We start from the raw sequence: 12,665 nt of genomic DNA on the forward strand, positions 1-12,665 counted from the left end.
ATTTTTAGTTCTAAATTTTCAAAAAGAAAAGCATTTTATGAAAACATTAAGAAAAATCTTTGTTTAAGCTAAAAAGCATTAAAAAAACTCAATAATTGTTTTGCTTTTTTGAAAATAAAATTAAATTTGTCACATAACATTTAAGCTTTATGGAGCAACACGAAATCGATCAAAAGATTAAGGACTTTATCGCAAATATCGAAGCGAAAAATCCAAATGAACCAGAATTTATCCAAGCGGTAAAAGAAGTTGCAATCACAGTAATCCCCTTTATAGCGACGAGGCCTGAGTATGACGGCATGAAGTTGCTAGAAAGAATGGCGGAGCCAGAGCGTGCAATTATCTTCCGTGTGCCGTGGGTAGATGACAAAGGCGAAATCCAAGTTAACCGAGGATTCCGTATCCAGATGAACTCTGCAATTGGCCCATATAAAGGCGGTATCAGATTCCATCCGACTGTTAACCTTAGCGTTCTTAAGTTTTTGGCTTTCGAACAAGTATTCAAAAACTCTTTGACGACACTTCCAATGGGCGGTGGTAAAGGTGGTTCAGATTTCGATCCACAAGGAAAATCCGATATGGAAGTTATGCGTTTTTGTCAGTCTTTCATGACAGAATTATGCAAACATATTGGTCCAGAAACCGATGTCCCAGCAGGTGATATTGGTGTTGGTGCAAGAGAAATCGGTTATCTTTTTGGTCAGTACAAGCGTATCCGTAACGAGTTTACAGGTGTAATGACAGGTAAAGGTTTGGCTTATGGTGGATCTTTGATTCGCCCTGAGGCAACTGGTTTTGGTGTTGTCTATTTTACAGAGCAAATGCTTAAAACCATTAATCAAGGTTTAAAAGGAAAAATCGTTACAGTTTCAGGATTTGGAAATGTCTCTTGGGGTGTTATCAAAAAGATTGAACAACTTGGAGGAAAAACGGTTACGATTTCTGGTCCAGACGGTTATGTATATGATGAAGAAGGAATCTCTGGCGAAAAAATTGATTATCTATTGGAGCTAAGAGCGACAGGAAATAACAGAGCCGAAGATTATGTTAAAAAATATCCAAACGCAAAATTCTTCGCAGGGAAACGTCCTTGGGAAGTAAAATGTGACATTGCAATTCCATCTGCTACGCAAAATGAATTGGATCTAGAAGATGCTAAAAATTTGGTTGCTAATGGTTGTATCTGTGTAACAGAAGCAGCTAATATGCCTTCAACATTGGAAGCAATTGCGTACTTCCTAGATAATAAAGTGTTGTTCTCGCCAGGAAAAGCATCTAATGCTGGAGGTGTTGCAACATCAGGATTAGAAATGACACAAAATTCGATTCGTCTTAACTGGACATCCGAAGAAGTTGATGCTCGTCTTAAAGAAATTATGATCGGCATCCATAAAGCTTGTCGCGATTATGGTAAGGAAGAAGATGGTTATGTTAACTATGTAAAAGGAGCAAACATTGCAGGTTTCGTTAAAGTTGCCGAAGCGATGTTAGCGCAAGGTGTGGTTTAAAATAAAACCTAATAAAAGTAAAATACAAAAGCCCAATTCTTTCGAGTTGGGCTTTTTGTTATTTTAAATTTCAGTCAAATTACTTTTTTGGAAGTCCGCGCTTCAAAGCGTAATTGGCTCTTTCAATCGCTTTTTTCTCCTTCCAAGTCATATACTTAACCTTGAAGTTTTTCTTCATAAAGTTGTCAAAAGTTCTTTGCACTGTCAGATTCCAAAGAGAATGCGCTTTTACTCCCCAAGATTTATCCCAAGCTCTTAACGAAATAGAGAAACTTCCATCCAAATACTTCATCCAATGCCACCAACCAGTTGGCATAAATAGCGTATCACCATGTTCCAAGAAACATTCAATACCTTCTACGCCATCCAAAGCTGGGAAGTTTTTGAAATCTGGATTTTCGATATCATAATCTTCCAAAGCATAAGTTGCGTAAGGAATTTGATACAATCTATCTTTCCACTTGTAATCGAAAAGCATGATGTGTTTTCTTCCATTAAAATGCGTGTGGAAGATATGCGCCATATCGATATCGTAATGCAAAAAAGTTACAGAACCTTTTCCACCGAAGAACATATTTGGATATTTATCCAAAAATCCGCCCATTAATTCTTTAGGAGAAATATAATCGTCTAATAATTTTGGTGCATGTTTAATCGGATCAAATAAGAAAATCCTAAGATCTGTTGGTTCTCTTTGGATCAAATCGATATAATCACCGAACTTCATTTTTGCTGCAGAAGCATTAATTGGCGCCGCAGGATCTGCTTTAGAACTATCATACAAAGGCACTTCCACATCACCAACAGCTTGCTTCATATAGTCCATCGTCCACTTTTGGTAAGCTGGCCAATTTCTAGCCATATTCTTGATAACCACCGGTGTACGGGTTTTCAGATATTTATTTTCAAACTCCTCTTTCGTAATGCTGTCAACAACATCAATCGGTTTCAGAATGATTCCCATTTTGCTTAACTTAATATGTTACAAAATTATTAATTTTTTACGGAGTGTGGCCAAAAAAAATAGTTTTTAATTATAATGATTCTAAATTATTTTATCTATTAATTTTTTGACATGCCGATTAATACAAGCAAAATCATTAATGATTTAACTTTTTAGCAAAATTTTTCTCAAATGTCTGTAACAATTTTTTAATTTTACTACTAATACTTTAGTGATACAATAACTATATGAAAAATCTACTCAGTTTTATTTTGGTGTTTTGCTGCTCTTTACTTGTTTTAGCCCAAAAAACAATTAGCGGAAGCATTACTGATTCTAACGGAAAAGCCTTACCGAGCGCAAGTGTGACGATTGAGGAACCTGGCAAAAATGCGATTTTGGCTTATGCCATTTCTAATGCTAAGGGCGAATACAAAATTATTTTCAGCAGCGCAGAATCTAATGTTATCCTAAAAGTGAAGGCTTTTAACCAGCAAACGCAATCCAAAACAATTGCAAATGCAGACCAAACACAAAACTTTTCTTTGGCTGGCGAAACAACCGAAATTGAGGAAGTAAAAATTAAAACGAAGTTAATCACCAAAAAAGGCGACACTATTTCTTACGACATCAAAGCTTTTGAAAATAAAGCTGACCGAAGTCTTGCAGATGTTTTGAAAAAGATGCCAGGTATCGAAGTTAACAAAGATGGAACAGTTCTTTACCAAGGCGAACCAATTAACAAATTCTATGTTAATGGAAAAGACTTAATGGAAGGCGGTTACGGAACGATTAACAACTCGCTTCCAAAAGATGCCGTTGCCAAAGTTGAAGTTCTTGAGAATCACCAACCTGTTAAAATTTTGCAAGATAAAGTGCCGTCAGAAAACGCTGCTCTTAATATTAAACTAAAAAAATCGGTGACGATGACAGGTCGTGGCGAAGTGGGCGCGGGTTTCAGTCCGTTGCTTTGGAACGTCAAATTAACACCAATGTTTTTTGGACAAAAAAATCAATGGGTTGTTAACTATAAAGCCAACAACAATGGCGAAAGCGTACAAAACGAAGGCAACTTACTATCTTTTGGATCGCGTTGGGAAGGTCGCCGATCGCAAGCTTCACCCAATAACTGGACGAATATAGAAACTGCTAGCACGCCTAATATTGGAGAGAAAAGATACTTATTAAATAATGTACACTTCTTTTCTGCCAATTTATTAACGAGTCCTTTTAAAAATAAAGAATGGGAACTAAAAGCGAATGCTTCTTATACGAACAACAGCATCAAAAGAGAAGATTACCAAGTTAAAGTCTATGATGTAGGTTCTACCGCTGTGCCAACAGGAGGAACTTTCACTTCGAGTACAAAAAACAACTTCTATGACAATGCAGCAAAAGGAGAATTAATCTTCACTAAAAACGCTAAAAAAGGTTTCTTCAAAAACACGACAACTTGGAATAACTTCTGGAATGATGATCGCGCTAATGTTGATAACCACATAGTACCAGAAATTGGAAGTACCAGTCCTATCCACAAAATGGCGCAAGAGGACCTTAACTCACCAAGTGGCATTTTCCAAAACTCGTTGAGCACCATTTTGCCTTGGAAAGAAAAGCTTTTCAATGTGATGAGTTATGTTAAATATCAAAAAGACAAACAAACGCTTAGCATTAATCCAGGTAATTATCTTGAAGATTTCGGATTAGGAAGCTATGAAAAAATCAACCAGTATGCGACTTCAAAAACTTTGGAAGTTGATCATTCGGTATCTGTTGGATTTAGTTACAAAAAGTGGACGTTAACACCAGAAATGGGTTTAAACATGAATTTCAATAATCTAAATTCTGTTATCAACGGTGAACTAGGTGGACAAAATCACTTCCTAGGAAACGATATGATTAATGATGTTGACTGGAACCAAATCCAGCCATACACGCAATTGGGCGTTAATTATAAATCTCAGAATTTCAATTTAAATATGACATTGCCATTAAATTTCTATGGCATTACCTATAGAGATAATATCAGAAACAAATATTTGGATCAAAACAAAGCCGTTTTCGAACCGAGTTTATTTGCCAATTACGAATTCGCTTCTTTCTTCAAACTTTGGGCATTCGCTAACCAAAATTACGACTTCGGAAGCTTCGGATTTTTGTATGGTGGCAAAATGCTGACAAATCCAACAAGTTTGAGATTACGTGATGCAAAGGAAATCAACATGCCAGAATATTTGTCAAGAAGCATCGGAACACGATTAGAATACCGAAATCCACTTAACAATTTGTTTTTTAATGTTCGTTACAATTATGGTACTAATAAGAGAAACCTTATCGAATCTTATACAACCAACGGTTTTGCGAGTGAGCTAGTTCTTAAAGCGCTAGAAAACACAACAAAATCTCAAACAGAAAGTGCTGAAATCGGCAAATATTTTCCGAAATTCAAAACCAATATTTCGGTTTCTGCAAGCAACACAGACTCCAACTCTTTCTCATTTTTCAATGCATTGCAACAGACAGATGTCAGCAGACAGAATATGGGAATTAAATTCAACAACGCCTATTTCAGTTGGTTAAGTGTTGATTATAATGTTAGCTTCAATTGGTCAAAAAATTCTAACAAAGATACTGGTGCCAAAGTTAATACCTCTGGTTGGAATCATAACTTAAGTACCTACATCTACCCTAGCGAAAACCATACATTCGGATTTTTCTGGGATGATCTAACAACAAAAGCGATGGGAACGAATTTCCGTAACTCGTTCTACGACGTATCTTATCAATACACTTGGGTTAAAAAGAAAATCGATTTCGAATTCAAATGGTTAAACATTGCTAATAAGAAAGTCTACGAAACAGTTAATGTTGATGTTGCGCAAAGTTTGATTTCAACTAATCAAATGTACATCAGACCAAGTCAGTTTATGTTCACTGTTAAATTTAATTTTAAATAAAAACCAAAACAGAATCAAATAATTTTTCAATAAAGTAAATATTTCGCTGAAACATTGCGAAATATTTTTTACATTCGTATAACTAAATTTTTAGTCATGAAACAATTACACCTACTTTTATTACTTTTTAGTATTTCCATTTTTGGACAAGGAACGCGCATCGCCTACGAGTACGAATTCGTACCAAACATCAAACAAAAAGATAGCATCAAAAAAGAAGTCGTCTTTCTTGATATTCGAAAAGATGGCAGCAAATTCTACAGTCAAAAGCAATTTGTTGCAGATTCGCTTCGCGACCAATACTTCAAACAAATGCGTGCTTCGGGAACTATTAACACCAACTTTAGAGGAACCAACCCAGGTTTGGTAAAATACAGTGTTACCAAATCTTATCCCGATTACAATGTTGTTCTCAAAATGCCAATTAATAGAAACAATTACGCTGTTAAAAATGAAAAAGCTATTGTTTGGAAAATCGATCCCGAAACCAAAAAAATTGACAAATTCACCGCTCAAAAAGCAACTACTGAATTTGGAGGAAGACAATGGACAGCATGGTTCACACAAGAATTGCCTTTTCAAGATGGTCCTTACAAATTTTCGGGACTGCCAGGTTTAATTTTGGAAATGCAAGATGCAACGGGAACACAAGCTTACAAATTTTTAGGCATTAAAAAATTTGATGATGTAGAAATTAAAGAAAGCGCTAATGACGCCAATGGCAGAACGATGGTTATTATCGGAGGTAGCAATGACAAACCAATTGATGTGACGGAAGCCAAATTTATCCAACTTTGGAAAGAATATAAGAACGATCCTGTAAAAGATATGCGTCAAACTTTGTCACAAGGTAACGTCAAAATGAAACTGAACATGAACGGAAAAGACATCAGCGATCCTAACGAAATTATTCGCGCCATGGAAAAAAGCCAAAAGGAAAGTATCAAAAATGACAACAATCCGTTAGAATTGACTTTGTTTCCATAAGTTGTTGTTAAAACTCGTTAATATTTATTACATTTATAATCCCTTACCAACAAGGGATTTTTTATTATGAGCTACTTAGAAAAACTAAAAAATATTCGTGCTTTTGTCTTCGATGTGGACGGAGTTTTCACCGACGGAAGCGTCTATCTTCTTCCAGATAAAAATATGTCTCGCGTTATGAATGTTCTTGACGGTTACGCGGTTGTAAAAGCAATAAAAGCAGGTTACAAAATTGCCGTGATTACTGGAGGAGATGATCCGATGGTACGCCACAGAATAGAATATTTAGGAATTAAAGATTATTACGCAAAGTCTGCTCATAAAGTTTCGGATTATACAGACTTTAAATTAAAATATCAGATTGACGATTCCAAAGTTTTGATGATGGGTGATGATATTCCAGATATTGGCATTATGAAGCAGGTTGCCATTGCAGCTGCACCAGCCAACGCCGTCCCAGAAGTTAAAGAAATCGCAGATTACATTTCGCCAATTGAGGGAGGCAAAGGTGCCGTTCGTGACGTTATTGAGCAAGTTATGAAAATACAAAAGCGCTGGAATCTAGATGACGATATCAAATCAACCTAACATGAAATTATTACTAGCCTCAGCTTCACCTCGTCGTCAAGAACTTTTAGCATCATTAAATTTTCCTTTCGAAGTTGTAAAAATTGATTGTGACGAATCTTATCCCAAAGATTTAGAAACAAAAAACATTGCAGCATTTGTAGCAAAAACTAAGGCAGAAGCTTATCATGATTTAAAAGAAGATGAAATCCTTTTGACATCGGACACGATCGTTGCATTAGAAAACGAAATTCTTTTAAAACCGAAAAATGCCGAAGAAGCATTAGAAATGTTAAAAAAGCTTTCTGGAAAAACACATCAAGTCTATACTTCGATTTGTATTAAAACGATTGATAATTTAATAATAGAAACCGATTGCGCTGATGTTACAATGTCAGAAATCTCGACGGAAGAAGCTGATTATTACATTAATAACTACAAACCTTTTGACAAAGCAGGAAGCTACGGCATACAAGAATGGTTGGGCATGAGCAAAATCGAAAGCATCAAAGGAAGCTATTACAGCATTATGGGACTTCCGACACATTTGGTGTACAAACATCTATCAAATTACTTTCCAGTTAAAGGATTCGTGATATAAGTTCGTTTTTAAAAAGAAAAAGATTATTTTTACAAAAATTAATGTTTTAAATAATAAATTGCCTTTTAGCAAGTTATCTACTTAAATGAGAAAATTCGCCTTTATTATACTTTCTATCTTTGTTGTTGCTGGTTGCTCACCTCGTAAAAAGAAAACGAAGAGTGGCCCAATGAATCGCTTTTCTACCTATTATAACACGATGTTTAATAGTAAAGAAGCTTTTAACACAGAGATGCAAAACCGTTCCAAAAGTTTTAAAGACAACTTTTATGAACCTTATATTCCGATTTTAACAACCGAAGATATTTCCAACGATTTGTCTGGTCAGCAAGGTATCAGCAATGGACAAAATACGGGCATGGCAGGAAATCGTGGTCCAGGCTCTCCTAATGCTAATGCAGGAATGGGCGGTCCACCAAACAGACCATCTGCAACTAACAGCAAAGGCGCAACAATCCTACAAATTTCGGAGGCTAAAGCTTTAAAAACGATTTCTAAAAACTCTGTTCTAGTAAATGGTGTTGAAAAGAATTCGTATATGTTTGATGCTTATATGTTGTTAGCAAAATCAAGAATGTACCAAGGCAAAAATCACGAAGCTTTGGATGCTTTGAACTATATTTTCAATAATATGCCGAAGCATAAACGCATTAATACTGCTAGAATTTATCAAGCCGAAATCTATGCTAAGCTAAAAGATTATCAAAAAGCAGATAAACTTTTTGTTGAACTTAAAGACGAAAAACTTAATAAAGAAGAAAAGCGAACTTTAAGCATTTTCTACTCTGAAATGTTATTAAAGTGGGGCAAAAAAAATGAAGCACTTACTGAACTTGATGAAGCTTTCCAATACAATAAAGTAAGAAAAACCAAAAGTAGAATTGCTTACTTGCGTGGACAGATTTTAGCCGAACAAGGCAAAAAACAAGAAGCTAGAGAATCTTTCACAACGGCTTACAAATATGCTTACGATTATGAATTTGAAGTAAAAACGCAAATTCAAATCGCAAAAACATTCGACAATGCTAGCGACAATTATGATGAAGCTTTAGCTTATCTACAAAAGATTGCCAAAAAAGGAACTTACGCATCTCGTAAAAACGAATTGTATTACGCGATGGGAATCTTGGCATTAAATGCGAAACAAGATAAAGATGCAGATTCGTTGTTTAGAAAATCAATTTCAGCGAAGGTTTCTGATCCACAAATTAGAGGTTTGGCATTTTCAGAACTTGGGAAAAAGTATTTTGCAAAAGATGATTATTTAACTGCTGGTGCCTATTACGATAGTGCCTTGGCAGTGATGACTTACAAGCCAGAAAGAGATCGCTTAACAGATCTTACAACCAACATCAAAAAGCTTTCAAAAAACTACTATTTAATAAAGAAAAATGACAGTATTCTTGCTTTGACCAAAATGTCGAAAGACCAGCAAGAAGCTTACTTTGCAAAATATATTGATAAAATAAAAGCTAAAGAAGCCGCAGAAGAAATCGAAAGAAAAAGAGCGGAAAGATCAAAAGGTTTCGATACTGGAGATTACAATGCCAACTCGATGTTTGCTAATTCTGGCGCTGGTACATTTGGTGATGTTAATATGGGTGGCGATAACAAAAGTAGTTTCTACTTTGCCAACACCAACAACATCCCACGAGGTGAAAGTAACTTTAAACAAATTTGGGGCAACAGAACTTTAGCTGACAACTGGCGTTATTCTGCAAAATCACAAACCATTGAAGATCTTAAAAATGAAGCTTTGGGCGTAACCGCAGCACCAGATCCACGCCGTTTTGAGCCGAGTTTCTACACAGAAAAAATACCAACAAGTACAACAGATATTGCTGCGCTTAAAAAAGATAGAGATACAGCAAGTCTTGGTTTGGGAATTATGTTCGAGAACTTCTTTGGAAATTCTAAGCTAGCAACAAAAACACTTTACGACTTAGTAGATGGACAGCCTGACGAAGACACAGAGCTAAAAGCACTTTATCAAGCATTTGTAATCAACTACGAGAAAGACCCAAGTGCGGCGGAGCGTGCTAAGAATATGATTTTGGAGAAATATCCATACACATCTTATGCAGAGTTTGTAAAAAATCCTCGTGACAAAAACTTCAACAAGTCGTCCGAAGATGTTCAGAAAAAATACGAAGAAGCTTATGGTCTTTATGACAAAGGCAAATACCAAGAATCGACAGCGTTAATATTAAAAACGATCGATGACAATAAGAAAGATGCTTTGGTACCCAAGTTATATTTGTTAAATGCTTACAATGCTGGAAAATCTGCTGGTAAAGAAATCATGATTCTTCAGCTTGAGCAAATTGTTCTTAACTACGGAAACACTATGGAAGGTGAAAAAGCGAAGAAACTTCTCAAATATCTGAAAAGTGACATCAAAATGGAGTTAACAGATGGCGAAGGTAAAAAACTAGATGCAGCACCAGCAACACAAAGACCTGCAAGTCCAACAGATGATGAAGCAATCCAACAAAGAGATGGTCTTCCTGTTTCGCCAGCGCCAACATCAAGACCTCCAAGACCAGGTGGTAGTAATTTGGAAGGCTCGCCTAGAAAAATGCAACAAATGCAAGAGCTTTCACCTGCAACGATGATGAAGGATACAAAAGCGCAAATTCAACCAGAAAAGAAGTAAATGTAAAATAACACTTTATGTGTAGACAAAGTCGGAGGATTCTATCTTCCGACTTTTGTTTTTTAAACACCAATAAAGCCAAACTTTCCAACACAAAAAAGCCAGCATACAAATATCGAATGCTGGCTTTTATTTATTGTTTTAAAAAAGAAAAAAACTTCTGTCTTAAGCCTTATCCAATTTCACTGTAAAGTGTCTCAAAATCGCTGGTTCCTTTACAATCTTATAACCTTTGGTGATTTCGTTTCGGCGCTCATAGACATTTCTAACTGCCGCTGCGATATAATCCATGTGGTTATTGGTGTAAGTTCTTCTCGGAATTGCCAAACGTAGAAGCTCTAATTTTGGATAACGGTTTTCACGTGTTTCTGGATCACGATCCGCCAACAAAGTTCCGATTTCGACACCACGAATACCTGCTTCAATATAAAGTTCAAGACCTAAAGTTTGTGCCGGAAATTCTTCACGAGAAATATTTGGCAAAAAGCTAAGCGCATCTACAAACACAGCGTGTCCACCAATTGGTTTTTGTACTGGCACACCATATTCAATTAATTTATTGCCAAGATATTCAACTTGTGCAATTCTGCTTTCTAGGTAAGCACTTTCCGTAGCTTCATCCAAACCAACTGCCAAAGCTGCCATATCTCTACCTGCCATTCCACCGTAAGTGATAAAACCTTCGTAGATAATTGTAAAGTTAGAAGCTTTTTCAAAAACCTCTTGATTGTTAAGCGCGATAAATCCACCGATATTTACCAAACCATCTTTCTTGGAAGACATCGTCATACCATCACCATAAGAAAACATTTCTTTACAAATATCTTTGATGCTTCTCTCCTTTTGACCTTCTTCTCTTTGTTGAACAAAATAGGCGTTTTCTGCAAATCTTGCCGAGTCAAAGTAAACTGGAATTCCATATTTATCAGACAATTCTCGAACTGCTTTTATATTTTCTAAAGATACAGGTTGTCCACCAGAAGAGTTACAAGTAACGGTGATTAAGCAAAATGGAATATTTTCTTTTGGATGAGATTTGTAAACTTCTTCAAGCTTGTTAAGATCGATATTTCCTTTGAAAGGATAAAGATCATTAATGTCAAAAGCCTCATCAATAGTACAATCAATCGCATGTGCTTTACGGAATTCGATATGTCCTTTAGTTGTGTCAAAATGCGAGTTTCCTGGTACAACATCGCCTTCTTTTACCAATACGGAAAATAGCACATTTTCCGCAGCACGACCTTGGTGCGTTGGTAGTAGATAAGGGAATCCTGTAATTCTTTCAACAGTTGATTGCAATTCTTGGAACGAGCGAGAACCTGCATAACTTTCGTCACCAGTCATCAAAGCCGCCCATTGCTGGTCAGACATTGCGCCAGTTCCACTATCTGTTAATAGATCGATAAATACTTGCGAAGATTTTAGATTAAATAAATTATAATCAGCCTCTTTTAGCCACTGTTCTCTTTGCTCTCTTGTAGACTGTTGGATATTTTCAACCATTTTAATTCTAAATGGTTCTGCATAAGGTAGTTTCATATTATTATAATTTGATGATTTTAAAATTTGTTTTTCGGAAACGCTTTAATGCTTTATCAAAAACTTTACTTCTGTTTATAAATGGGCTGCTTTTATTTCATTTAAATAAAACAAATTCCGCATCCTAAATCAAATCTAGAAGCATTTAGAAATCTCGAAAAAAGCATTAAAATTTAGTGAAGTTTGCCTTAAAAAGACAATCTGAAAGTTTCGATAACATTAATAAACAAGCGCTTGGTCAAAGCTATTTTTAACCGAAGGTATTTTTCTTGTTTAAAAACAAAATATCATTCTGGCGCTTTGAAAACATTGTCGTCACTATGGAATCCAGCCACACCACCACTTACTGCAAACTTCATTGCTTCGGCAGCGCTCATGCCTTCAACTTCTTTTACATTGCTGTATTTTGTGACAATTACCCAGCCAGAAACGGCGTAAGAATGTGGAAGATAGACAGCAATCATACCTTCCATATTAACAGCAGACATGTCATTTTGCGTTAAAAATCCAATGCGCCAAACCTCTGGATTCTCATTGGTTTTAACCCAAACAGGAACATTGAATTTCTTTTTGTCACCAACAAAAGAGCCCATCACATCTTTCAGAGAAGTGTAGATAAACTTGATACCTGGCGTATGTTCGAGGATATAATCGATACTGTCAACGATAATTCGACCAATAATAAATTTGTTGCCGAAATAGCCGATAAGTGTGGTTGCCGCAATAACTAACACAAATACCAAACCTGGAATTCTTTCGGAAACAGATGGAATAATGTTATCGATGCTAAAAACGATATACCAAATAATCCAAGCCGTGACAGCAAGAGGACCGATAATAACAAGACCTTGTAAAAAATTTCGGAAAGCTATTCCTAAGTAATCGTTAAATCCTCTCTTCATAT

At 35.9% G+C, this 12,665-nt stretch carries 9 protein-coding genes; 6 read left to right on the forward strand and 3 right to left on the reverse strand.

Features of this window, described 5'->3' with window-relative positions:
* The first annotated feature begins 149 nt into the window (after positions 1 to 149).
* A complete protein-coding gene (gene gdhA, locus Q1V95_RS05830) occupies positions 150 to 1,508 on the forward strand; it encodes an NADP-specific glutamate dehydrogenase (RefSeq protein ID WP_300671522.1) in 1,359 nt (452 codons plus the stop codon).
* Positions 1,509 to 1,587: 79 nt separating this feature from the next.
* On the opposite strand, the gene Q1V95_RS05835 is transcribed toward gdhA, so the two are convergent.
* Positions 1,588 to 2,472: a cupin-like domain-containing protein gene (locus tag Q1V95_RS05835; RefSeq protein ID WP_300671525.1), complete on the reverse strand. Its 885-nt coding sequence runs from the start codon at positions 2,470 to 2,472 to the stop codon at positions 1,588 to 1,590.
* A 227-nt stretch (positions 2,473 to 2,699) separates the two neighbouring features.
* Between Q1V95_RS05835 and Q1V95_RS05840 the strand changes: the two genes are divergently transcribed.
* The 5 genes from Q1V95_RS05840 to Q1V95_RS05860 all read left to right on the forward strand — a co-directional run bounded on the left by Q1V95_RS05840 (position 2,700) and on the right by Q1V95_RS05860 (position 10,219).
* Positions 2,700 to 5,408: a TonB-dependent receptor gene (locus Q1V95_RS05840; RefSeq protein ID WP_300671528.1), complete on the forward strand. Its 2,709-nt coding sequence runs from the start codon at positions 2,700 to 2,702 to the stop codon at positions 5,406 to 5,408.
* Positions 5,409 to 5,504: 96 nt separating this feature from the next.
* On the forward strand, positions 5,505 to 6,395 hold the full coding sequence (locus Q1V95_RS05845; protein WP_300671531.1) for a GLPGLI family protein: 891 nt from the start codon (positions 5,505 to 5,507) through the stop codon (positions 6,393 to 6,395).
* 66 nt (positions 6,396 to 6,461) lie between these two features.
* The gene (locus Q1V95_RS05850; RefSeq protein ID WP_300671534.1) at positions 6,462 to 6,983 is read left to right on the forward strand and encodes an HAD family hydrolase; all 522 of its coding nucleotides are present in this window, start codon (positions 6,462 to 6,464) and stop codon (positions 6,981 to 6,983) included.
* 1 nt (position 6,984) lies between these two features.
* A complete protein-coding gene (locus tag Q1V95_RS05855) occupies positions 6,985 to 7,563 on the forward strand; it encodes a Maf family nucleotide pyrophosphatase (protein WP_300671537.1) in 579 nt (192 codons plus the stop codon).
* Positions 7,564 to 7,732: 169 nt separating this feature from the next.
* Positions 7,733 to 10,219: a tetratricopeptide repeat protein gene (locus tag Q1V95_RS05860; protein WP_300671540.1), complete on the forward strand. Its 2,487-nt coding sequence runs from the start codon at positions 7,733 to 7,735 to the stop codon at positions 10,217 to 10,219.
* Between the two features lie 165 nt (positions 10,220 to 10,384).
* Here the strand turns inward: Q1V95_RS05860 and Q1V95_RS05865 are convergent, their stop codons facing one another.
* Both Q1V95_RS05865 and Q1V95_RS05870 read right to left on the reverse strand, forming a co-directional pair.
* Positions 10,385 to 11,761 carry a tryptophanase gene (locus Q1V95_RS05865; RefSeq protein WP_300671541.1) on the reverse strand — a complete coding sequence of 459 codons (1,377 nt, stop codon included), beginning with the start codon at positions 11,759 to 11,761 and terminating at the stop codon, positions 10,385 to 10,387.
* Positions 11,762 to 12,048: 287 nt separating this feature from the next.
* Entirely contained in the window at positions 12,049 to 12,663 is a 615-nt protein-coding gene (locus tag Q1V95_RS05870; RefSeq protein WP_300671544.1) for a DUF502 domain-containing protein, read from the reverse strand.
* Positions 12,664 to 12,665: the final 2 nt, after the last annotated feature.

The organism is Soonwooa sp. (genome assembly GCF_030151385.1).
In the GTDB taxonomy this organism is placed as follows: Bacteria; Bacteroidota; Bacteroidia; order Flavobacteriales; family Weeksellaceae; genus Soonwooa.